The organism is Actinosynnema sp. NPDC023794, assembly GCF_040639675.1.
Taxonomy (GTDB): domain Bacteria; phylum Actinomycetota; class Actinomycetes; order Mycobacteriales; family Pseudonocardiaceae; genus Actinosynnema; species Actinosynnema luteola.
In genome coordinates, this window is the sequence record NZ_JBFAFR010000026.1 from 13,748 (window position 1) to 37,399 (window position 23,652).

The 23,652-nt window shown below is 73.8% G+C and carries 16 protein-coding genes; 11 read left to right on the forward strand and 5 right to left on the reverse strand.

From position 1 onward, the window contains the following. Positions 1–43: 43 nt before the first annotated feature. The 7 genes from AB0H12_RS34435 to AB0H12_RS34465 all read left to right on the forward strand — a co-directional run bounded on the left by AB0H12_RS34435 (position 44) and on the right by AB0H12_RS34465 (position 14,361). Complete coding sequence (locus AB0H12_RS34435) at positions 44–925, forward strand: DUF4132 domain-containing protein (protein WP_499628582.1); 882 nt, start codon at positions 44–46, stop codon at positions 923–925. Continuing rightward, positions 922–5,739, forward strand: coding sequence for a hypothetical protein (locus tag AB0H12_RS34440; RefSeq protein ID WP_499628583.1), 4,818 nt, complete (start codon positions 922–924; stop codon positions 5,737–5,739). Before AB0H12_RS34435 ends, AB0H12_RS34440 begins: the two co-directional genes overlap by 4 nt. Continuing rightward, complete coding sequence (locus AB0H12_RS34445; protein ID WP_499628584.1) at positions 5,736–6,884, forward strand: ATP-binding protein; 1,149 nt, start codon at positions 5,736–5,738, stop codon at positions 6,882–6,884. The genes AB0H12_RS34440 and AB0H12_RS34445 overlap by 4 nt, the downstream gene beginning before the upstream one ends. Then, positions 6,865–10,428 carry a DUF5682 family protein gene (locus AB0H12_RS34450; protein WP_499628585.1) on the forward strand — a complete coding sequence of 1,188 codons (3,564 nt, stop codon included), beginning with the start codon at positions 6,865–6,867 and terminating at the stop codon, positions 10,426–10,428. Before AB0H12_RS34445 ends, AB0H12_RS34450 begins: the two co-directional genes overlap by 20 nt. Further along, positions 10,425–12,182, forward strand: coding sequence for a hypothetical protein (locus AB0H12_RS34455; RefSeq protein WP_499628586.1), 1,758 nt, complete (start codon positions 10,425–10,427; stop codon positions 12,180–12,182). The genes AB0H12_RS34450 and AB0H12_RS34455 overlap by 4 nt, the downstream gene beginning before the upstream one ends. 37 nt (positions 12,183–12,219) lie before the next feature. Next, positions 12,220–13,044 carry an AAC(3) family N-acetyltransferase gene (locus AB0H12_RS34460; protein WP_499628587.1) on the forward strand — a complete coding sequence of 275 codons (825 nt, stop codon included), beginning with the start codon at positions 12,220–12,222 and terminating at the stop codon, positions 13,042–13,044. Positions 13,045–13,209: 165 nt separating this feature from the next. Next, the gene (locus AB0H12_RS34465) at positions 13,210–14,361 is read left to right on the forward strand and encodes a Cmx/CmrA family chloramphenicol efflux MFS transporter (RefSeq protein ID WP_499628588.1); all 1,152 of its coding nucleotides are present in this window, start codon (positions 13,210–13,212) and stop codon (positions 14,359–14,361) included. Here the strand turns inward: AB0H12_RS34465 and AB0H12_RS34470 are convergent. From AB0H12_RS34470 to AB0H12_RS34485, 4 genes are read right to left on the reverse strand one after another with little or no spacing between them, the layout of a single operon-like run. Beyond that, positions 14,309–15,082 (reverse strand): GntR family transcriptional regulator, encoded by a 774-nt coding sequence (locus tag AB0H12_RS34470; protein ID WP_499628589.1) that lies wholly within the window; start codon positions 15,080–15,082, stop codon positions 14,309–14,311. The genes AB0H12_RS34465 and AB0H12_RS34470 overlap by 53 nt on opposite strands. 19 nt (positions 15,083–15,101) lie before the next feature. Further along, positions 15,102–15,887: a tryptophan synthase subunit alpha gene (gene trpA / locus AB0H12_RS34475; RefSeq protein ID WP_499628590.1), complete on the reverse strand. Its 786-nt coding sequence runs from the start codon at positions 15,885–15,887 to the stop codon at positions 15,102–15,104. Next, the gene (gene trpB, locus AB0H12_RS34480) at positions 15,884–17,050 is read right to left on the reverse strand and encodes a tryptophan synthase subunit beta (RefSeq protein ID WP_499628671.1); all 1,167 of its coding nucleotides are present in this window, start codon (positions 17,048–17,050) and stop codon (positions 15,884–15,886) included. Before trpB ends, trpA begins: the two co-directional genes overlap by 4 nt. A 50-nt stretch (positions 17,051–17,100) precedes the next feature. Continuing rightward, positions 17,101–17,358, reverse strand: coding sequence for a hypothetical protein (locus AB0H12_RS34485; RefSeq protein ID WP_499628591.1), 258 nt, complete (start codon positions 17,356–17,358; stop codon positions 17,101–17,103). A 326-nt stretch (positions 17,359–17,684) separates the two neighbouring features. Between AB0H12_RS34485 and AB0H12_RS34490 the strand changes: the two genes are divergently transcribed. The 4 genes from AB0H12_RS34490 to AB0H12_RS34505 all read left to right on the forward strand — a co-directional run bounded on the left by AB0H12_RS34490 (position 17,685) and on the right by AB0H12_RS34505 (position 22,916). Next, positions 17,685–18,515: a transposase family protein gene (locus AB0H12_RS34490; RefSeq protein ID WP_499628672.1), complete on the forward strand. Its 831-nt coding sequence runs from the start codon at positions 17,685–17,687 to the stop codon at positions 18,513–18,515. Positions 18,516–18,605: 90 nt separating this feature from the next. Continuing rightward, positions 18,606–19,880 carry a M28 family peptidase gene (locus tag AB0H12_RS34495; RefSeq protein ID WP_499628592.1) on the forward strand — a complete coding sequence of 425 codons (1,275 nt, stop codon included), beginning with the start codon at positions 18,606–18,608 and terminating at the stop codon, positions 19,878–19,880. A 98-nt stretch (positions 19,881–19,978) separates the two neighbouring features. Continuing rightward, complete coding sequence (locus AB0H12_RS34500; RefSeq protein WP_499628593.1) at positions 19,979–21,100, forward strand: cytochrome P450; 1,122 nt, start codon at positions 19,979–19,981, stop codon at positions 21,098–21,100. A 373-nt stretch (positions 21,101–21,473) separates the two neighbouring features. After that, entirely contained in the window at positions 21,474–22,916 is a 1,443-nt protein-coding gene (locus AB0H12_RS34505) for a flavin monoamine oxidase family protein (RefSeq protein ID WP_499628594.1), read from the forward strand. 7 nt (positions 22,917–22,923) lie between these two features. On the opposite strand, the gene AB0H12_RS34510 is transcribed toward AB0H12_RS34505, so the two are convergent. Next, positions 22,924–23,553, reverse strand: coding sequence for a CG0192-related protein (locus AB0H12_RS34510; protein ID WP_499628595.1), 630 nt, complete (start codon positions 23,551–23,553; stop codon positions 22,924–22,926). Between the last annotated feature and the right edge of the window lie 99 nt (positions 23,554–23,652).

Here is a 23,652-nt window from a genome sequence, read left to right on the forward strand (position 1 = left end):
AACCTCCGCGCCACACCGTCGTGAACGACTCGCAGGAGGAACCGTGGGCTGGCTCGATGCCCAATCCGAAGAGGGGCACGCGTCCGGGTACCAGGTGCGGCTCGGGGAGAACGGGCGCGTCCAGTGCCGCAACGCCAAGGGCAAGCTGCTGTCCTCGGTGCCCGCGTCGCTCAAGGACGACCCGAGGGTCGTCCAGCTGCGCCAGCTCGCCGAGTGGCTGTCCCGGCACCGAGCCGAGTGCCTGTCCACGGTGGACGGCTGGATGGTGCGCTCGCTGCCGGTGCCGGCGGCGCTGATCGCCGAGGTCTGGGCCGACGCCGCGTGGGCCGAAGCGTTGCGGGACCTCGTGGTCACGGCCGACGACGGCAGCGGCGCGGAGACCGGGTTCCTGCGCGACGCCGACCCCGAGCGCGGGCTCGGGGTGGTCACCCTCGACGGCGACACCCGACGGCTGAAGCCCGAGGTGGTGGGCATACCGCACCCGGTGCTGCTGGAGGACCTGGAGGAGCTGCGCGAGTTCGGCGCGGAACTCGGCGTCGAGCAGCAGGTGCAGCAGCTGTTCCGGCAGACGCACGCCCGACCGTCCGGGTTGGCGGGCAAGACGTCGGTCGACGACTTCTCCGGCGGCCGGTTCGAGCAGCTCAACCACGCGCTGAGCCGGTGCCGCACGCTCGGCTACCCGGTGCGCGGCGGCGACGCGGTCTACTCCGCGTTCGAGGACGGCCGGGTCGTGGAGGCCCGCTACTGGCTCGGCTCGGACTACCCCGAGGGCGAGACGTGGACCGGCGAGCTGCACTGGGCGCTGGAGGACGGAACCACGCTGCCGCTCGCCGACGTCGGACCGGTCGCGTGGTCCGAGGGGATGCGCATGGCGGCGGCGATCCACGCCGGTCGCGTCGTCGAGGAAGCGGTGGTGGCCCCGTGAACGCCCTGAGCCCGAAGGCCCTGATCTCGGCCGGCGCCGTGCTGCCCGGCGCCGACGACGTCGGCGAGGACCGCGACACCATCACCGCCCGCCACTACGCCCACGAGGGCCTGGACGGCCGCGTCGTGGTGCGGCTGGTGCCCGCCGTCCTCGGTCAGGCGGAAGACCTGACCTGCGAGTACCTCGGTTTCGACGCGCCCGCCCGGGTCTCCGACGTCGGCACCGGCAAGCGCGTCGCGCTCGGCTTCCCCGCCTGGGCCCTGGTGCACGACCCGGCCAACGGCCACCACGCGCTCAACCTGGTCAAGGACGTCGAACGGCTGGCCCGCACGGCCAAGTCGCGCGCCGGCGCGGCGAAGGACGGGTTCACCGCGCTGGGCGCCATGCTCGGCCGGTCCGCGCCGCACTTCCTGCCCACGTTCTACGAGCAGGCCGGGCGGATCTTCCTCCAGCACGGCAACACCAGCTACGCGGCGAGCATGTTCGGCAAGGCCCGCGAGGCGGAGGAGGTGCACGACCTGGCGGTCGACCCCGAGCGCACGCGCGAGGTGTTCCTGGAGTTCGCCTTCGCCGGCGCGTTGACCGCCAAGGCGCTGTCCGCGCACGCCAAGGGCCTGGCCCGCAAGCACGACACGGACGCGGCCTACGAGCTGTTCTTCACGCTGTGCGTGGAGCGCACGCGGGGTGGTCTGCCGCCGTACACGGGCATGCCGGAGGACCTGCGGCGGTTGGCGAAGGCCGCCAAGCGCGACCTCGTCGCCGAGGACCACCGGCTGCTGCGGGCGATCCTGGACAGCTCCGCGATCAGCCGCGCGGGCGGCGCGTTCTGGAAGTCCTACCGAGCCTCGCTGGTGGCGTTGGCGACGGGCGACGCGGAGGTGCGCGGACGGCTGCTGTCGTTCGTGCCCGACTCCGAGACCGTGCTCGACCTGTGGCTGGACATCCTCGCCTCGTGCGGCGCGACCCGCGCGCTGATCGGGCCGGACGAGGTGGAGGCGAACCCGGCCGAGTGGCTGTCGTCGGTGCTGGCGGTCCGCTCGTCGGGGTGGCGCGGCACCGGGCGGTCGGTGAAGCTGCTGGACCTGGTCGAGGCGATGGCGGGCCGGCTCGCGGCCGACGCCGTGCCGGTCCGCGTGCTGCGCCACTACCGCCAGGGCGACCTCGACGTGCTGGACCTGCTGGTGTCGCGCGACGTCCCGATCGCCCGCGGCAACCAGGACGACCACCAACTCGACGTCACCGGGTGGCTGGCCGACGACCAGCCCGGCCGCCGCGACCTCGCCGCGCTGGCCGCGTCCGAGCGGTTCGGCGGCGCGCTCGGCTCCGGGCTCATCGCCCACGCCCGCTCGCACCTCCGCTCGAACGTCGTCGCCGTGGACGTGCTGTCGTCCGCGATGGCCGTGCCGGGTCTGCGCAGCGCGCTCGGTGCGTGGATCAGGGGGCGCGTCGAGCGCGTCGCCGTCACCGGCCTGCCCGACCTCCGCGCCCACCTCGACACGTTGGCCGTCGTGCGGCTGCCCGAGGCGTACGTGGACGTGCCCGAGGCGGCCGAGTCGCTCGCCCGCACCGACGTGGCCGCGGCCCTGCACCGGACGCTGCGCGGGGGCGTGCTGGACGAGTTGGGGTGGCCCGCCCTGGAGGAGGCCGTCGCGCGCCTGGCCACGGCCGGGACGCCCAGGGACAGCAGCGTGGTGGTGTGCGGCGAGGGTTGGCCCGCGCTCGTGCTGCGCCGCGGCGAGACGTTCGTCGTGGTCGGCCCGGACGGCGTGCTGGCCGAGCACGTCTCCCGCATCCCGGCCCACGCCCGGCACCGCTGGGGGGCCGCGCCGGCCGCGTCGTGGTTCGACGGCGTGCTGCTCGTGCGCTGGCAGGGCCCGGACGGCGAGCTGGCGTACTGGAGCGACGCGCCGGACCGCGTCTTCGCGATGGGCGAGGGCCGGACCTACCACCGCAACGACATGGTCAGGGCGTCCATCGCGCTGCCCGGCGGCGGTCGGTTCGCCGGTGGGCGGGCCGCGCACCCCGGCGACACGGTCGTGTCGACGCTGTCGGAGGCGCACGGCGACGGCGCCACCGTGTGGACCGGCTTCTACCACGACCGCGGCTGGCGCTGGTTCGAGGTCGACCCGGCCACCGGCCAGCGCGGTCGGGCGAGCTTGCCCCGGTTCATCGAGGACTTCGCCGCCGACGGCACGTCGCTCGAACTCGACGTGTGCGACCTGCGGCCCGCCGTCCCCGCGACGCACCGCAGTCCACTCGGCGCGGCCGACGGCCTGCACGGATGGCGCGTGCGCCGCGAAGCGGACGGCTCGTACGCCGGCGAGGGCGTGGACGGCCGCCGGGTCCGGCTGGCCGGCGGTGCCCGCCCGAAGGGCGTGCTGCGGCTGCCCGGCGGCGCGGACCTGACGCTGGCGACGGGCAACCAGACGACGGCGGTGCTCGACGCCGAGGGCGTCAGGCTGGCGACGGTGTCGGAAGCTACGCAGCACCCCGCGTACGCGACGGGCACGCCGTTCGTGCCGCCGTTGGACTGGTGGCACCTCCTGCGACCCCGCGACGAGGCCGGCTCGGTCGCGCTGCGCGGGGTGACCCGGGAAGCCGTGGACCGGATGCTCGCCGCCGCACGCCAGGAAGAGCCGGACAAGCGCACGGTCCGCGAGCGGCTGACAGCGCTGTTCGCGGGCGACCGCGGCGGGCTCGCCGGTGTCGTCGCCGCCGAGTTGCCCGGCCTCGCCCACCCGGCGCTGATCTCCGGCGTGGTCGACCTGGTCCGCGCCGCCGCCGAGGTGGAGCGCTCGTACCGGCGCTACGGCGAGATCGCCGAGGCGGCCCGCGCGGTCGACCCGGTCCTCGCGCCCACCGGGCCCGCCGTCACCGAGGACGACGTCAACGCCGCGCTCAACTGGTTCGGCGGCTACCGGTCCTACAACTCGCGCGGCCAGGTGCGGACCGGGCTGCCCGCCTTGATCACCGCGCTCGGCGAGGCGGTCGCGCGGCCCGAGGCACGCGCCCTGCCGCTGTCGAACGCGCCCCGCTGGTTCGACGCGCTGCCGCACCTGGCCGCGCTGGCGCACCGCGCCGCGTCACCGCTCACCCCGGACGACCAGCGGGCCGCGCTGGCGCTCGTGCTGCGGTCCGTCGCGGACGGCGGCCTGGCCGACGGCGCCGGGCACTGGCGGACCCTCGGCGTGGTCGTGGACAAGGGCCAGGCCGGTGTGAAGGACCGGGTCGTGCCGGTGGGCGACGGGTTCATCGCCCTGTTCGAGACCCAGTGGCGCAACAGCCCCGGCAGCCGGTTCGACGGCCTGCAGTTCAGCCGCACGCCCGGTGTGTTCGACCTGCCGAAGGACTGGCACGTCGAGTCCGCCGAGGAGGTGCGCACGTCGTTCGGGCCCGACCGGGTGGCCCGGTTCCTCGACGTGCTCGCCGAGCGCGGCCCCGCGCCGTGGTTCCCGGAGGCGGTGCCCGCGCTGATGGAGCTGACCGGCCTGGGCACGGCTGAGGCGACGTACCTGCTGGCCGGGCTGCCCGGCGTCGGCCGGTGGGACGCGAACTTCCTCTCCACCGCCGACCGGCGCCTGCTCGGCCTGTCCGCGGGCGGCGCCAAGGTGGCCAGGGACCGGTTCGACCGGCTGCGCGACGGGCTCCGGCTCGAGCTGGTCGCCGCCGCTGTGCCCGCCGACCCGGCCGACTTGTGGACGAGCGGCCCCGACGTGGCCACGGTCGCCGAGGTGTGGACCGCCGCGCACGGGCGGCGGACGCCGGTGCCCGAGGACGTGCTCGTCGACGCGGCGAAGCTGCTGAACCTGCGGGACATCGGCGAGTACGTGGCCGGCGTGGTCAACCCGGACCTCACGCCGTGGCTCACCGTGGACGCCGAACTGACGTTCACCGGTGACGGGCTGGAGGCCCGCCGGCCGGAGGGGTTCGACCGCGTGGCGCTGTGGTCGGTGCCGCAGGTGCTGGTGTGGCTGGCGCACCGGCTCCCGGCCGGCTCGCCGCTGCGCGCCCGACTGCCGGAGGCGTTGGCACTGGCCAGGCAGCGGGTCGCGCACCCGGGCTTCGCCGTCGACCTGGGTCGGTGGGTCTCGCTGGACCGGTTGTGCGCGTTGCTCGGCGTCGACGTGCCCACCGAGGCGGGCGTCCACCAGTACCACGGCTGGCTGGAGCTTGCCCCCGCGGGCGAGGAGTACTGCCGGTTGGCGGCCAGGCCCGGCCTCGTCGGACCGGCCGACCGGGACCTGTTCGTCGCGGTCACGGAGTTGGCCGGCGGGCAGGACGTGCTGCGGATGCTGGACCGGCTGGCCGACGACCGCCTCACCGCCCTGTGCGCGGTCCCGACGCCCGAGGGCGTCGACCCGGCCGCCTACCACCAGGACCCGACGGTGTCCGTGCCCGCGCTGGTGGCGGAGGTCGCCACGCGGTTCGGGCTGACCGAGGACGCGGCTGCGCTCTACCTGCAGCTGCTCGCCCTGCCCGATCCGACGGACGCGAACGTGGCCCGGTGGACCTGCTGGAAACCCGCCCGGCTGCGCCAGGCCCGTGCCGCGCTCGCCGAGACCGACCTCGTGCTCACCGCGAAGCGGGCCAGGGCCGGGCGTTCGCTGTTCCTGCCCGGCGGGTGGCTGGCCCTGGCCGCGCCGCACCTGCCGTTGGAGAGGTGGAAGGCGCCGATGCTCGAGTACGTCACGGGTCAGCCCGGCGTCATCGTGCCGCTGGAACCCGTCGCCGACCTGTTCGCCCGCGCCTGGCAACGGGTGCTCGACGGCGACGCGCCCGCCTACGAAGAGCTCAAGACCGGAGGACGCAGGTGACCGCACCCAGGCAGGTCGAACCCGCCGAGGACGCCTTCCGCGAGGAGTTGGCGTTCCTCGCGGCCTACGACAGCGGGCCCCGTCCGCCGGGGTGGCGGCTCACCCCGCGCGCCGTCGTGACGTTCGTGATGGGCAGCGGCGGCGACCCGCTGGCGCTGCCCAAGGGCGTGTCGGTGGACGGTGTGCCGAACCGGCTGGTCATCGGCGCCAAGTTCGTCGGCGAACGGGCGCTGGTCGAGCGGGCCGTGGTGACGCTGGCGGGCGAACGCGGCCTGCTGCTGGTCGGCGAACCCGGCACGGCGAAGTCGATGCTGTCCGAACTGCTGGCCGCCGCCGTGTCCGGCAGCAGCCAGCTGGTCGTGCAGGGCACCGCGGGCACCACCGAGGACCAGTTGCGCTACGGCTGGAACTACGCGCTGCTGCTCGCCGAAGGGCCGAGCCCTCGCGCGCTGGTGCCGTCGCCGGTGTTCACCGCCATGCGCGGTGGCGGCGTGGTGCGCGTCGAAGAGGTCACCCGGTGCCTGCCGGAGGTGCAGGACGCGCTGGTGTCGATCCTGTCGGACCGGCGCATCGCGGTGCCGGAGCTGTCCGGCACGGACGGCGCGACCGTGCACGCCGCGCCCGGCTTCACCGTGATCGCCACGGCGAACCTGCGCGACCGCGGCGTGTCGGAGATGTCGGCGGCGTTGAAGCGGCGGTTCAACTTCGAGAACGTCGGGCCCATCGGCGACCTGGCGGCCGAGACGGCGTTGGTGCGGCGGCAGGCCACCGCCGCGCTGGAACGGGTGAGCGCGCCGTTCGCCGTGGACGACGTGGTGCTGGAGGTGCTGGTCACCGCGTTCCGCGACCTGCGCAACGGCGTATCGGAGGAGGGGTGGGCGGTCGAGCGGCCGTCGACGGTGATGAGCACGGCGGAGGCGGTGTCGGTCGCCACGTCGTTGGGGTTGGCCGACGCGTACTTCCCCGGCGACCGCGACCCGCTGTCGCTGCTGCCCGGCCACCTGCTCGGCGTGGTCCGCAAGGACGACCCGAGCGACGCGGCCCGGCTGCTCGGCTACTGGGACGGCGCGGTGCGGCGGCGGGCCGAGTCCGGCGCGCGCACGTGGCGACGGCTGTGGGAGCTCCGTGACGTCCTCGATGCGTGAGCTGGCCGAGCACCGGCGCCCCTACCTGATCGGGGTGCGGCACCACTCGCCCGCGTTGGCGGTGGTGGTGCCCGCCCTGCTGGACGCGTTCGCGCCCGAGGTGTTGCTGGTCGAGCTGCCGGAGGAGCTGGGGGAGTGGCTGCCGCACCTGGCCGATCCCGACCTCGTCGCGCCGGTCGCGTTGTCCGGCGCCTCGCCGGACGGCGACCTGGCGTTCTACCCGTTCGCGGACTTCTCCCCGGAGCTGGCCGCGATCCGCTGGGCGCACCGCAACGGCGTCGAGGTCCGGCCGTGCGACCTGCCGCTCGCGCTGCGCGGTGACGGGCACCGGCCGCAGGAGCGCGGCGCGTCGCCGTTGACGGACGCGTTGCGCGGTGCGACGACCGGCCGTGACGGCGACGACCTGTGGGACCGGCTGGTGGAGGCCGCCGCGCCCGGCCAGACGCCGGAGGCGGTGCGGAGGGCGGCGTTGATGGTCGGCTGGGCGTTGCGTGAGGACGCCGCGGGCGCCGGCGTGGACCCGTACGACCTGCGCCGGGAGGCGTGGATGCGGCGGGCCGTGCGGGCAGTGGACGGACGGCGTTGCGCGGCGGTGGTCGGGTCGTTCCACGCGGCGGCGTTGCTGGACGGGCCGCTGGACACCTCGGACCGGGTAGCCGGTGACGTGGTCACGTCGTTGGTGCCGTACGGGTTCGCGTTGCTGGACGAGCGTTCCGGCTACCCGGCGGGGATCCGCGATCCCGAGTGGCAGCAGGCCGTGCTGGAGGCGGCGGGCGACCCGGAGGCGGTGGAGGCCGCCGCCGCGTCGCTGATCGTGCGGATCTGCGCGCGCGTGCGGGAGCTCGGCCACCCGGCCGGTCCCGGTGAGGCGCGGGAGGCGTTGCGGTTGGCGGTCGACCTGGCCCGGCTGCGCGGTCTGCCCGCGCCCGGTCGCGGTGAGCTGGTGGAGGCGGTGCAGACCGTGCTGACCCACGCCGAGCCGCTGGGGCGGGGACGGGTCGTGGCGCGGGCCGCCGGTGACGTGCTGGTGGGTCACCGCACCGGGGTGCTCGCGCCCGGCACTCCCCGGTCCGGTCTGGCGCCGGCGGTGGAGGCGCTGGTCGCGTCGCTGCGGCTGCCCGGTCCGGACTCGCGCGAGGCGGTGTCGTTGCGGCTGGACCCGTTGCGGTCGGACCTCGACGCGCGGCGCGAGGTGGCGTTGCGGCGGCTGGCCGTGCTCGGCGTGACCTACGGCGAGGAGACCGCGACCACGGGCGTCGGCGGCGGTGAAGCGCTGACCACCCGGTGGACGGTGACGTGGACCCCGGCGACCGCGGCGACGTTGCCGGTGGCGGGGTTGTGGGGCGCGACGTTGGAACTGGCCGCGTTCGGGCGGCTGCGGGCCCGTCGCGCCGAACGCGAACAGCGCGGCGGACACACACCCGCCGCCGTGCTGGGCGATCTCCTGGACGCGGCGCTGTGCGGGTTGCCCGGGATGGTGGACGCGCTGTTGGCCGACGCGGCGACCGTGCTGCCGTCGTCGGGGACGCTGCGGGAGCTGTTGGCGGGGCTGGACCTGCTCGACCGGTTGCGCGCCGGTCACGTGCCCGGGACGCCGGGCGACGTCTTGGACGCCCACCCGTTGCTGGCGCTGGAACTGGAGACGGCGGCGGTGGCCCAGCTCGACGGGCTCGCCGGGTCGGAGGACGTCGCCGACGCGCGGGCGTTGGTGGAGCTGGGTCAGCGGCCGGGGGTGCACGGGCTGCGGCTCGAAGCGTGCCTGCGGGCGTTGGCCGACTCGGGGACGCCGCTGATCGCCGGTGCGGCCGGCGCGGCCCGTGTGCTGCTCGGCCTGGCGCCCGCGTCGGTGTTGGGCGAGCGGGTGGCGTCGTGGGTGGACGGTGCGAACACGCCGGAGCGCAGGGGTGTGCTGCGGCTGGGGCTCACCGGGGTGCTCGCGGCGGCCGGGCCGTTGCTGGAGACGCCGGAAGCGCTGTCGCCGTTGCTGGACCGGGTGGAGGGGTTGGGGGATCGGGACTTCCTCGACCGGCTGCCCGCGTTGCGCGGGGCGTTCACGTCGGTCGGGCCGGCGGCGCGGGCCCGGGTGCTGGCGGTGGTCGAGGAGCGCACGGGTGAACGGGTCGACGCGGTCGGCGCGCCGGATCCGGAGCTGCTGGCGGTGTGGTTGGACGCCGAGCACGCGGCGGTGGACGCGTTGCGGGCGCACGGTTTGCTGCCCGAGCGGGCGCAGCCGGCCGCCGCCTCGGCGGACGGAGCGGCCGCGTCCGGGGGTGGCGGCGGAACGTCGGTGGGCGGGGCCGGGACATCGGCTGGAGCGGCCGGCACGGGCGGGTCGCCGATCGGCCCGGCCGGCCCGGCCGAGTCGACCGCCGAGGTGGCCGGCGGTGAGGCGTTGGCGACCGGAGTGACGAGCGGGGGAGGGGCGTCGGCCGGGTTGTCCTACGCCGGTGAACTGCCCGCCGGGGTCCGGTGGCGGTTGGTGCTCGGGTCGAACGGCGAACGCCCGGCGGGCGCGGCCAGGTACGCCGCCGCGTTGGACGAGCTGTACGGGCGTGATCGGGGCGAGGGCGCGGCGCGGGGCGATCTCGGCGCGGACCGCTCCAGCCCGTTCCCCGACGTGCGCGAGTGGTCGGAGGAGTTGCGCGACCTGTTCGGCGAGCACGTCCGCGAGGAAGTGCTGGCGGCAGCGGCGGAAGGCGGGCGGTTGGAGGCGGCGCTGGAGATCGACCCCGGCTCCGTGCGGCCGTCGGTCGACCTGCTGCGCACCGTGCTGTCGTTGGCGGGCGGGTTGTCCGAGTCGGCGCTGGCGCGGCTGCGGCCGTTGGTGGCACGGCTGGTGCGCGAGCTGACCGACCAACTGGCCAACCGGGTGCGGCCCGCGTTGACCGGGATCCAGCTGCCGACGCCGACCCGTCGGCCCGGCGGCCGGCTGGACCTGCCGCGCACCCTGCGGGCCAACCTCGCCACGGCTCGCCGCGGCGCCGACGGCCGCGTGGTGGTCGTGCCGGAGCACCCGGTGTTCCGCACCCGCGGGCGCAAGGCGAACGACTGGCGGCTGGTGCTGGTGGTGGACGTGTCCGGCTCGATGGAGGCGTCCACGGTGTGGTCGGCGCTGACCGCATCGGTCTTCGCCGGGGTGTCCGCGCTGTCGACGCACTTCCTGGCGTTCTCCACCGAGGTCGTCGACCTGACCGACCGGGTGGCAGACCCGTTGTCGTTGCTGCTGGAGGTGCGGGTGGGCGGCGGCACGCACATCGCGGGCGCGTTGCGCCACGCCCGTTCCCTCGTGACCGTGCCGGAGAGGACGATGGTGGTACTGGTCAGCGATTTCGAGGAGGGCGGTCCGGTCGGGCCGCTCGTCGCGCAGGTCCGGGAACTGGTCACCTCGGGGGTGACGGTGCTCGGCTGCGCGAGCCTCGACGACCGCGGCGTCGCCCGCTACTCCACGTCGGTGGCGGGCGCGCTGGTCGCGGCGGGCATGCCGGTCGCCGCGCTCAGCCCGCGTGAACTGGCCCGCTGGGTGGGGGAGAAGGTGCGCGGATGAGCGTGCCCCCGGTGTTCCCGGCGGTGGTGGCCGACGTGCTCGACGCCCTGCCGCCCCGCCTGCGCAAGCGGGTCGACGCGTCGCTCGGGCGCGTGGCCGACTGGACGGTGACCGCGGACGCCGACACGGCCCGCGCGGAGCTCGACGCCGAGACCGCGCTCACCTGGACGTTGCGCCAAGGCGTGCTCACGACGGCCGACGACCTGGTGTGCAGCTGCCTGCTCGCGCCGAAGTGCCTGCACCGGGGCATCGCGGTGGCCGCGGCCGAGGTCGCGGATGGCTTTCAGGAGACGGCCGAGGTCGCGGATGGCGTCCAGGAGACGGCGGCGGTCCCAGATGAGCCCGTTGCCGACACCGTCGAGACGACGTCCGACGACGAACGTGTGGCGGCGAGCGCGCTCTGGGCGGCGTGCGGCACGGTGCTCCGCGCCGGGGCCACGGGCAGCGGCGCCGTGGTCCGGGCCGAACTGCTGCGCGCCGTCCACGTCGCCCGCGTCGCGGGCCTGCACCGCGCCGCCGCGAACGGCCTGCGCATCGCCGCCACGCTGGCCGCCGCGCGCGCCGGCGACTCGTCGTTCGACCGCGAGGCGCTGACCGCCGAACTGGTCGAGCTGATGCTGCTCTGCCACGACCTGCGCACGGGCGCCGGCCCCGCGGCCGAGCTGCGCGGCACTGCCCGGCGCGAGTACCGCCCGATCGGCTCCCTGCGCCTGTACGGGCTGTGCACCGAGGTGGTCGTCGCCGCCTCCGGCTACGCCGGGGTGGTCACGCACCTGGTGGACGACGGCGGCGTGCTGTGGACCGTGCCGGCGATCATGCCGGGCGGCGCGGAACGGGTCGCCGCCGCCGCGAGCGGACCGGTGGCGATCGGCGAATCCGGGCTCAGCCAGCGCGAACTGGGCCGTGCGGGTCTGCTGCTCTCCGGTGGCACGGCGTCGGCGGACCACCGGCTCGGCGCGGGCAAGGCCGTCCGCGCGGTGGCCGCGTCCGCCGCGTCCTGGGACGAGCCGCCGTTGGCCGCCCTGTGGGCGCAACCGCTGCCGGACCAGGTGACCCGCGCGTTCCACGCCCACACCAGACCCGAGTCCCACCGCCCGTCCGGCGCGGACCTGCTGTTCGTGACGGGGACCGTGCTCGGCGCGGCGGGCGACGCGCTGCGGCTGACCGCCGACGAGACCCACGTCGACCTCGTCGGCGACGGCGACCGGGCACGGGAGAACCTGCGGGTCCTCGCGAACGCGCCCGGCCTCCGGCTCCGCGCCGTGGCACGCCTGCTGCCCGACCGACCCGGCACGGCCGTCGCGCTCGCCGTCACCGGCGACCTCGACCTGCCCACGGACCTGCGCCACCACGTCGACCTCGGCCTGGACCGGCTCCAACGCTCCCACGTCGCCGGGGACGGCACCCGCGAGCTCCCGGCACGACCGGAGCCCGCCGAACGCGTGCCGCGTCCCGCGCGCCCGCTGGAGAACGTGCTGCACCGCATCGCACTCGGCGGACGTGCCGTGGCGGCCGTCGCCTCGGCCGGGCGTGAGGTGGCCGCCTTGACCCGCAACGGCCTCACCACCACCGCCGACCTGTTGGCCGGCCTGGCCGACGCCTCGCGCGACCGCGGCCGGGACGCGTTCGGCCGGGTGGTCCGCGACGAAGGCGACGACTTCCCGATGGCGTGGCTGCGCGCGGGACTCCACGTCCGCGAGTTCACCCGTGCCGCCGCCCGGCGCGCCTGGCTGAACGAGGTGGGGTCGAAATGAGGTGACCTGACAAGACGATCATCCCTATCCTGCGGCGGTGTCGAAACCGCCCACCGGTCCGCTGTGCACGCGGGCTTCGATCGCCACCCAGCTCGGCGCGGCCGGCCTGCGCCCGGGCGACACCGTTGTCGTGCACTCCTCGCTGAGCTCGCTCGGCTGGGTCTGCGGCGGGGCCGCCACCGTCGTGTCGGCGCTGCTCGACGTGCTCGGCGAGGCCGGGACGCTGGTGACGCCCGCGCAGTCCGCCGACAACTCCGACCCGGCCGGCTGGCGGAACCCGCCCGTGCCCGAATCGTGGTGGGCCGAGATCCGCGCGTCGATGCCGCCCTACGACCCGCGCACGACGCCCTCGACGGGCGTCGGCGTGATCCCCGAGGCCGTGCGGAACCGGCCGGGAGCGGTCCGCAGCGCCCATCCGCAGACCTCGTTCGCCGCCATCGGCGCCCGTGCGGCCGAAGTCGTGGCCGAGCACGCCCTCGACAGCCAACTCGGCGAACGCAGCCCGCTCGCGCGGCTGGAGGCGATGGACGCGCGGGTCCTGCTCCTGGGCGTCGGCTTCGACTCCTGCACGGCGTTCCACCTGGCCGAGTACCGGCTGCCGAGGCCGCCGGAGGCCGACAACTCGTTCGCGATCACCACGCCGCGCGGCCGGTCCTGGACGACCGTTCGCGACGTCGTCCTCGACGACGGCGATTTCACCGAGCTGGGCGCGGCCTTCGCAAGCACGCGCCCGGTCGAGCTCGGCCGGGTGGGTGGCGCCGTCACCAGGCTGTTCCCGCTGGGCGACGCCGTCGCTTTCGCCGAGGTCTGGCTGGCCGCGCGCCGTGGGCGAAATGACGTTGGTGGCCGGGTCGCACCGTGACTAGTGTTCTCGGGGTGACCAGCCCCGAGTCGGACAGAGCGGAGCCGCCGATCGCCGGCGGCGAGCCGTCCGACCGGTGACCGACCGGTCCTGATCGTGATCGCCCGTCGGCGGTCGGCACGCGCACGCACCTGACCGCGCACGCCGACCTCGGAGTCGATCCCCTTGCCTGTGTTCGTCTACGTCCTCGGCCTTGCCGTGTTCGCGCAAGGCACCTCGGAATTCATGCTGTCCGGCCTCGTCCCGGGCATCGCCGCCGACCTGTCCGTCTCAGTGGGTGCGGCGGCGAGCCTCACCTCCGCCTACGCGATCGGGATGATCATCGGCGCGCCGGTGATGGCCGCGTTGAGCGCGCGGTGGCCACGTCGTCGCGCGCTGGCGGGTTTCCTGGCCGCGTTCGTCGTCGTGCACGTGCTCGGCGCGGTCACCACGGACTTCGTCGTCCTCTTCGGAACCCGGATCGTGGCCGCGATCGTCAACGCCGGGTTCCTCGCGATCGCGATGTCCGTCGCGACCGCGCTCGTGCACCCGACCGAGCACGGCCGGGCGACCGCCGTCCTGTTGTCGGGCATCACGTTGTCGTGCGTGGCGGGCGTGCCCGCGGGCGCTCTGCTGGGCGACTGGGCCGGGTGGCGTTCGGCGTTCTGGGCGGTCGCCGCGCTGTGCGTGCCCGCGTTGGGGTTCGTGTTCCGGTCCACGCCCGCGGACCCGGCCGATCGTCGCGACGTGTCGGTGAAGGAGGAAGCCAAGGCGTTGAGGTCACGGCGGTTGCAGCGCGCACTGGTGCTCGCGATCCTCGTCAACGGGGCCACGTTCGCGACCTTCGCTTATCTCGCCGTCATCGCCGCGGACGTCGCCGGCCTGCCCGCCGGGGCGGTGCCCCTGCTGCTGGCGGCGTTCGGCGTCGGCGCGTTCACCGGGGTGACGGCGGCCGGCCGGCTCGGTGACGTGGAGCTCTGGCCGGCGGTGTGCGCCCTGACGGTCGGGTGGGCGGCGCTGGCCCTGACGGGCACTCATCCGGCGCCGCTGTTCGCCTTGGCGGCCGTGCAGGGCGCGTTGTCCTTCGGTGTCGGATCGGCGTTGGTCGGCCGCGTGCTGCGGGTCGCGTCCGACGCGCCCTCGCTGAGCGGCGCGTTCGCCACCGTCGCGCTGAACGTGGGCGCGTTCCTGGGGCCGCTGTCGGCGGCCGCCGCGACCCGGGCCGCGGCCGACTACCGGGCCGCGCCGTGGGTCAGCGCGGTCCTGGCCTGCGGCGCGATCGTCGTCATCGGTGTCCGTAAGCGAGGTTCGTCCCGGTCACCGCGCGTTCCGCGGTGATCACGGTGTCGCCGACGAGCAACGCGCGGTCGTCCACCAACGGCGTGCCGTCCTCGCCCCGGCTGAGCCGGCTGCTCGACAGAGCCGGTGAACCGGGCTCGCGCCGGAGCACCCGGGCCTGCTCGGCGGTCAACGCCACCGCCTGGATCGTCTCGCTGGCCTGCCGCACCGGCCGCCCCGACTCCTCGAGGAGCCGGTACAGCGACCGGTGGCGCAAGGTCTCCACGTCGATCAGCCCGGCCGGCAGGTAGGACGTCTGGAGCAGCAGCGGGACGGACACGCCGGGGGAGGGTCGGGTGCTGCGCAGCCTCTCGACCGCCAGCACCCGACCCTCCTCGACGCCCAACCGCACGCCCACGTCGCCGGGTGGCACGACGAGCCGCGCGTCCAGCACCTCGGTCTCCAGCTCGATGCCCTGCTCGACCAGGTCCTGCGACAGGCTCCGCAACCCCGTGAGCCCGTAGGCGAACGAGGGCCGCCGCACGAACGTGCCGACACCGTGCCGCGTCTCCAGCAGCCCGTCCGCCTCCAACGCCTGGATGGCCTGCCGGACCGTCATCAGCGAGACGTCGAACTCCTCGCCCAACTCCCGTTGCGCGGGCAGCGGCGCGTCCGCCGGGTACCGCCCGTCCGCGATCCGGTCGGCCAGCACCCGGTAGATCGCCAGGTACTTGGGCACGCGCGTGCCGTACTCGCGGCCCGTGCGCCGCCCGTCGTCCACCGGTGGGAACTCCCGACTCTCAACCTCCGACGGAGGATAGCGCCCGGCGGAACGCGGCCACCTCGTCCACGACCTCGGCGACCGGCGCGCCGTCGACGAGCATCCGCATCAGCACCGAGCCGATCACGACACCGTCGGCGTCCGCACAGGCCTCGACCGCGTGCCCGACCGTCGAGATGCCGAAGCCGGTCACCACCGGCAGCCCGGTCATCCCCTTCACCCGCCGTGCGGTCTCCCGCGCCGTCGTGGCGAGGTCGGCGCGTTCACCGGTGATCCGCATCGAACTCATGCAGTACACGAACCCGGACGACGCCCGCGCGATCTCACGGCACCGGTCGTCGCCGCACGAGGGCGCGGCCAGCAGCACCGCCGCGACCCCGACCTCCGCCGCACGCGCCCGGTACTCCGCCGACTCCTCCAACGGCAGGTCCGGCACGATCACGCCCTGGACGCCCGCCGACGCCAGGTGGTCGAGGAACCCTCCCACGCCGCGTTCGGGCGTCAACGTCATCGCCACGTTCGCGTAGGTCATGACGACCAGCGGCACGTCGAGGTCGAGCCCGGCCAGCTCGTCCAACAACGGCCTCGGCCGTCCACCGCGACCCGCGGCGAGCGCGGCGGCCCGCTGCACGGTCGGCCCGTCCAGCATCGGGTCGGAGAACGGCAGGCCGATCTCGATCGCGTCCGCGCCCGCCTCCGCCGCGCCCCGCACCAGGTCGAGCCAGTCCGGCACGACGCCCGCCATCACGTACGGGATCAACAACGGCTCGCGGGCGTCCCGCAGACGCCGTTCCAACACGCTCATCGCAGGTGCTCCCTGATCTGCTGGATGTCCTTGTCGCCACGGCCGGACAACGTGACCAGCACCGTCGACCCGGCCGCCAGCTCACCGGTCGCGGCCGCGTCCACCACCCACGCCAGGGCGTGCGCCGATTCGAGCGCCGGGAGGATCCCCTCGGTCCTGGTCACCAGCTTCAACGCCCGCAGCGCCTGCTCGTCGGTCACGCTCGTGTAGTGCGCCCGCCCGGCTTCCGCGAGGTGCACGTGCTCCGGCCCGACACCGGGGTAGTCCAGCCCGGCCGAGATCGACTCCGCTTCGAGCACCTGGCTGTCGTCGTCCTGCAGGAAGTGCGACATGAACCCGTGCAGCACGCCGAGCTTCCCCTTCTCGACCGCGCTGCCGCCCGCCGCCTCCACGCCCACCAACCGGACCGGCGTGTCCACGAACCCGGCGAACGTCCCCGCCGCGTTCGACCCGCCGCCCACGCACGCCACCACCACGTCCGGCAAAGCCGTGGGCAGCCGCTCGGCGCACTGGGCGCGTGCTTCGTCGCCGATGACGCGCTGGAACTCCCGCACCATCCAGGGATACGGGTGCGGCCCCATGGTGGAGCCGACGCAGTAGTGGGCGTCTTCCGCCTCGTTCACCCAGGCGCGCAACGCCCCGTTGGTCGCCTCCTTCAACGTCCCGACACCGTTCGCCGACGTCACCGGCACGACCTCCGCGCCGAGCAGCTCCATCCGGAAGACGTTCACCGCCTGCCGCCGGACGTCCGTGTGTCCCATGTAGACGGTGCAACCCAGTCCCAGCAACGCGGCGGCGGTGGCCGTGGCCACGCCGTGCTGCCCGGCCCCGGTCTCCGCGATCAGCTTCCGCTTGCCCATCCGGCGGGCCACCAACGCCTGACCGAGCACGTTGTTGATCTTGTGCGACCCGGTGTGCGCCAGGTCCTCGCGCTTCAGCAGGACCCGCACGCCCAGCGCCTCGGACAACCGCGAGCACTCGGTCAACGGCGTCGGTCGACCCACGTACGTCGCGAGCAGTCGCCGGTACTCCGCCGTGAACGCGGCATCCGACCACGCCTCGCGGAACGCCGCCTCCACCGCCTGTGCGGCGGGTATGAGCGCCTCCGGCAGGTAGCGCCCGCCGAACCTCCCGAACCGACCGGCCGCGTCGGGTGCGCCCATCCCGCCGGTCCTGACCACCTCGTGAACTGACACTTCTAGAACTCTAGAACTCACTCGCCGCCCTGGCAAGGTTGCGGCTCGCCATCAAGGTGGTCACTCCCGGTGATGACCCCCGGTGTGTCGGAGGCTTTCCTGATGCCCTCGGAATAGCGCCGAACTTGACCTCCGGCATTCTCGCCTTCGTTGACGTATTCACCGGCACGGTAAAGTCGAAGATCGCCGGTGAGGGTCGGAATTCTCGATCGCCAGGAATGCGCCGTGATCCCTTGGTCTTGTGAATCACGCAGCTCGGACGGTTGCGCGGCCACCGGGTCGGCGCTAACCTCCGACCACAGGGGAGAGAATGGCGACGGGTAGGTCGAGTCGCCGCTCGGAGCGTTTCCGGGTCGCGCTCGCACCTATTCGTGGTGCGTCTGTGACTATTTCGGGGGTCGGTGGCATGCGCATTGTCGCGTTTGCGGTCGTGTTCATTGAGGTGATCTCACCAACGGCGGGCTAGGCATCGACGGCGTGATGGTGTTGGAAGGCGCGCTCGGCTGCTCACCTGATGGGCGGCCCGGTCTGGGAGAAGAAGGACGAGGGGCTACTGGTAAGACTGGATTTGCGAAGATCAAGTCCGAACCAGAGGCCCCTCGTGATCACCTATCGTGCCACACTCGACGTCTCCCGCGAACTCGCCCGGTACCTGGGCCGACTGCTGCACGCCGAACGCCGCGACCGCGGCACACGCAAAGGCAGCAGGGCGCTGACCTGCTACGAACAGGCCGTGCTGGGCCTGCGCTGGTTCCGCCAGAACACCGACATCACCGCCCTGGCACGCGACCACGGCATCTCCCGCGCCACCGGCTACCGCTACCTCGACGAGGTCGTCACCGTGCTCGCCGAACGGGCCCCGGACCTGCACGACGCGTTACGACGGGCCAAGGACGAGGACCTGTCCCACATCATCCTCGACGGGAAACTCTTCTCCGCCGACCGCCTCGACGAGAAGACCACCAGCGTAAAAGGCAAACAGATCGACCTCTGGTACTCCGGCAAAGCACACGGACACGGCGGCAACATCCAAGCCCTGACCGCCCCGGACGGCTTCCCGCTATGGGTCGGCGACGTGGAACCCGGCTCGGTGCACGACCTGACCGCCGCCCGCGAACACGTCCTGGGCGCCCTGTACTGGGCCGCCTCCCGACTCGACCTGCCCACCCTCGCCGACGGCGGCTACGACGGAACCGGCATCGGCGTGCTCACCCCGGTCAAACAGCCCACCGACGGCCAGGTCCTCGACGTCGACAACCGCGCCTACAACGCCCTGCTGCGCGGCCTGCGCTGCTTCGGCGAACGCGGATTCGCCCTGCTCACCGGACGCTGGCGCGCTCTACGGCACTTCACCACCAGCCCACGCAAGATCGGCGACATCGTCAAAGCCGCACTCACCCTCACCCATTTCGAGCACGGACGACTCACCTGAATTTGCTGAGATCACGTCATTGTGCTCGCCGCCGCGCCCGCTGCGGCTCAACCCCGGGACGACCGGTTGGCGCGTGCGCTGTCCGGATCGGTGAGCACGTCGTCCGCGCTGGCCACGCTGGCCGAGTTCGACGCCGCCGCCAAGCGCCACGGTGGCAACCGGGCCGCCGGCACCCCCGGGTTCGAGCGGTCGCGGGAGCACGTCGAGCGCGTCCTGCGGCGCGCCGGGTACCACGTGACGACCCAGCCGGTGCCCTACACGGGGTTCACGGCCGACGTCGAGGTCTTCACCGCGCCCGACGGCGCGCGGGTCCGTGCGCTGATGGGCCAGTTCACCCCGTCCGGACAGGTCACGGGCGCGCTCGCGGCGGCGACCGGTGACGGCTGCCAGGCCTCGCACTACCCGGCGGGCGCCGCGATCGCGGTCGCGCCCACCGGCGGCTGCCCGACGGTCGACAAGGCGGTGGCCGCGCGGGCCGCGGGCGTGCGCGCGGCGCTGTTCTACGACGTGTCGCCCGCGGTTGACGCCGTGCTGCGCCGCCGGGTGCCGGGCGCCCCGCTGCCGGTGGCGTTCATCAGCGAGCGCTCGGCCCGGTCGTTGACGCCCGGCACGGCGTCACTCGACCTGCGCGGGCACTCCTACGACGACGTCACGGTGAACGTGTTCGCCGAGACCTCCGGCGGCCGGGCGGACAGCGTCGTCATGGCAGGCGCCCACCTCGACAGCGCGGTCGACGGACCGGGCGTCAACGACAACGGCACGAGCGTCGCGGCGCTGCTGGAGACCGCGGTCCGCCTCGCGCCGCACCAGGCGCGAGTGGTCAACAAGGTCCGCTTCGCGTTCTGGGGCGCCGAGGAGTGGCTCAACGTCGGCTCGATCCACTACGTGAACACCCTCCCGCCGCAGGAGCTGGCCGCGATCAGCCTGTACCTGAACTGGGAGCTGATCGCCTCGCCCAACTACGTGCACTTCGTCGTCGACGGCGACGACAGCGACCACCCGGGCACCGGCTCGCCGCCGGGGCCGCCCGGGTCCGGTGTGGTGGAAGCCGTGCTGTCCCAGGGGTACCGCGTGCGGGACGTGCCGTTCCGCACCGCGGACCTCAACGACATCCGCTCCGACCAGGAGCCGTTCGCCGCGGTGGGCGTGCCGGTCGGCGGCGCGTTCGGCGGGGTGCGCGGCATCAAGACCCCGGAGCAGGCCGCGGTGTTCGGCGGCACGGCGGGGATGACGTACGACCCGTGCTACCACCAGCCCTGCGACGACCTGTCGAGCGTCCACACCGGAGCGCTGGGCGAGTCGATGCGGGCGATGGCCTGGGCCGTGGGGCGCTTCGCCGTGAAGGACGACGACGTGCGGTCCTGACAGGGAGGGAGGTGCGCGCCATGTTCTACGTCCACTAGTCGATGACCATCCCGGTGGGGTGCGCCCGGGCGCACCCCACCACGGCCCGGGGGAGCCCTGTGTCCAGCATCTTCGACCCGCTGTCGGCCACGATGCTCGCCGATCCGCACACCGTCTACGCGCGGCTGCGCGCCGAGGACCCCGTGCACCGGCACGACGGGCTCGGCGCCTGGGTGCTCACCCGGCACGACGACTGCACGCGCGTGCTCAAGGACACCGACGCGTTCGGTTCGGACCCCGCCGCGCTCGGCAGGCCGGTGCCCGAAGCGGTGCGCAACCTCCACGTGCTCGACCCGCCCGAGTCCACGCCCGTGCGCCACCTGTTCCTGGGCCTGCTGCGGTCCCGGGAGTCGTTGGTCGGCGAGTCCGTGCGGCAGTTGGCCGACGACCTCGTCGAGGACCTGGACGGCGTGGTGGACTTCGTGCGCGACGTCGCCGAACCCCTCGCGCTGCAAGCGGTCGCGGACCTCTACGGCATCGGGTTCCCGGCCGACCACCAGCGCTACCGGGAGACGTCGCGCACGATGGTGCTGGGCATGGATTCCGGTCTCGACCCGACCCGGCTGGAGCCCGCCCTCGCCGCGCGCGGCGCCCTCAACGAGCTCATCGCGGGCTGGCGGGAGGGCGCGGCGCCCGGGGGCGTGCTCGACGCCGTGCGGCCGGGCGACGACCGGGTGCTCGTCAACTCGCTGCGCGCGGTGTTCGACGCGGGCTACTCGACGACCGGCGACCTGATCGCCAACGCCCTGCACTGGTTGACCTCGCGGCGGTCGTGGACCGGAGCCGAACTGTCCTCCCTGGACGGCCGGGCGGTGGACGAGCTGATCCGCCTGGCCGGTCCGGTGCAGGCGGTGAGCAGGCACTGCAAGTCCGATGTGGACCTGCGCGGCCGGCGACTGGGGCGGGGTGACGTCGTGGTCGTCGTGCTGGCCGGCGCGAACCGCGACCCCCTGGTGTTCCCCTCTCCCGACGAGGCGGACTTCAGCCGATCGCCCAACCCGCACCTCGGCCTCGGCCGCGGTGCGCACGCGTGCTTCGGCGGGCCGTTGGGCAGGCAGGTGCTGCTCACCCTGTTCCGCGCGTTGGCCGGGGTCGGCCGGCTCGACGCGGCGGGCGAGCCCGTGGGAAGGCCGACGGCGACCCAGCGCGGCCTCGACCACCTGCCGCTCCGGGTGGCCTGATCCCGGCGCGGGCCGTCGACCGCAGCGCGTTGCCGGCGCACGCCCGCGACGACACCGGGGACGAGGACGCGGGGGCGGGCACCGCGATCCACCCGTCCGACCGCCGAAATACGGGGCAGAGGCCGCCGGCCACGGCACAAGCCACCCGACAGGGTGGACGACCACCCCGTCGGCCGCAAAGCGACACGCCGTGACTCCGCACTTCGGCGCTCCCGCCGACGAATTCAGCGCATTCGGCGACGCCCGCCTCACCCCATCAGGGCGTTGGCCACGGGTTTGAGGCCGAGTACGGTCGGACTACCGAGGATGGCCACCTCTTCTGCCAAACAGTCCGCGGCACGACCGCGGGTCCGACCGGGTGTAGGTGGTCTCGATGTCGTTGGACGTTCTCGACCTGCTCAAACAAGGGTTGCCGGAAAGTTCCGCGCCACGACGGCGGATCGTCGTCGTCGGCGCCGGGATGGCCGGGCTCACCGCGGCCATGCTGTTGAAGGAAGCCGGCCACGACGTGACGATCCTCGAAGGACAGAACCGGTTGGGCGGGCGCATCCTCACCCACCGCGGTTTCGCGGGGGACATGTACGGCGAGTTCGGCGCGATGCGCTTCCCGCAGCAGCACCCGCTCGTCTCGTGGTTGATCGAGGAGAAGTTCAAGCTCGCCACCAAACCGTTCCCCATGTACGACGAGGACACGTTCGTGTACCTCCAGGGAAAGGGCGTGCGGCGGCGGGACTTCAGCGCCGACCAGTTCTCGTTCGACCTGCAGCCCGGCGAGGTGGACCAGGCGCCGCACGACCTGCTGCGGCACACCGTGCAGCCGCTGATCGACATCATGGAGCAGGAGGACGAGGCCAAGGCGTGGCACCGCCTGCTGACCGACTACGACCGGTACACGCTGCTGGGCTACCTCAAGGAACGCGGCCTCAGCGACGGCGCGCTCGCCATGCTCGGGCCGCTGTTCAACCTGGAGGGTCGCTACCACTTCTCCCTCGTCGAGTGGTTCTCGCACTTCTACGAGGACGTCTTCGGCCACCTCGTCTACATCGTCGACGGCGCCGACTCGCTGCCGCGCGCGTACGAGTCCGAGCTGATGGACGACATCCGGCTCGGCGCCCTGGTGCACGGCGTCGACCAGGACGACACCGGCGTGCGCGTGCACTACCGCGCCGGCCGCCGCACGCAGACGGTCGAAGCGGACGAGTGCATCGTGACGGTGCCGTTCGCGAGCCTGCGCCACATGGAGATCCAGGGGCTCGACCCGGACAAGTGGTACGCCATCCGCAACACCTACTACGGCCGGGCGCACAAGCTCTTCATGCAGTTCAGCGAGCGGTGGTGGGAGAGCGCGTACGGCATCACGCACGGCCTCACGGTGACCGACCTGGCGATCCGCAACATCGTCTACCCGCCCGCGGGCCAGGACACCCGGTTCCGCAAGGGCGTGATGATCGCGTCGTACTGCTGGGAGCAGGACAGCATGCCGTACACGCCGCTGGCCGGCGAGGAGAGCGTGATGCAGGCGTTGGAGGACCTGGTCAAGATCCACCCGGAGGCGCGGGACACGTTCGAGTTCGGCGTCTACAAGGACTGGGCGCTCGACTGGTTCGCGTGCGGCATCGGCCCGCTGTTCCGGGCGTTCGAGATGAGCGAGACGTTCTACGAGGACGTGATCCGGCCGGTGAACCGGGTGTGGTTCGCCAACGACGCGTGCGACCGGCGGCACCGGCGGTGGGTCGAGGGCGCGCTCAAGGCAGCGGTGAAGAACGCCTACGCGATCCACGAAGGACTGCGCGACGAGATGCCCTGGAAGGACTGAACCTGGCTCAGCGCGGCGTGGCGGAGGCCAGCGGCACCGGCGTCTCCTGACCGGCCCACGTGCCGGTCAGGACGGCGCCGGCGAGCTCGCCGCCGACGTCGAGACGACGGCGGACGGTCAGCTCGACGGTCTCCGTCACGACCAGCGTCGGATCGCCCTCGACCACGCGCTGGACCGCACCGGCGGCGGGCGCCGCGGCCGACCCGTGCCCGATCACCGCGATGCCCATGTTGGGGTCGCGGCGTTCGAGCCGGTCCTCGTGCTGCACGAACTCCTCGACCTGGCCGGCACCGGTGAGGACCGCCTCCGCGAGCGCAGCCACGTACACCGGGTCGCCGAACGCGTCGTAGACCCAGCGCTTGCCCAGCACCGAGTGCTCGGTGGTGCCGATCAGCCACTCGTCGCCACCGTCCAACGGCGCGTCGCGGTAGGTGAGGGGCATCTGGAGCACCGGCCCGTCGCCGACCCGCACCAGCATGGTCTCGATCCCGACCGCGCCGGCCGGGTCGTCGAAGCGGTAGGACGCCACCCGCACCACCTCGCCGGTCGGCCCGGTGTGCCAGGCGCGGCCGGGCAGCCAGCCGGCCAGCAGCTCGACCTTGGTCGGGTTCACGGTCGCTTGGTGGATCAGGGCCATGCGGTCATCCTAACGACAGGGGTCGACGCGTTAGCGCATGACCTGCTCGGCGTCGCGCAGCGCCTCCGCGACACGGTCCGGCGGCCAGCCCAGCTCGGC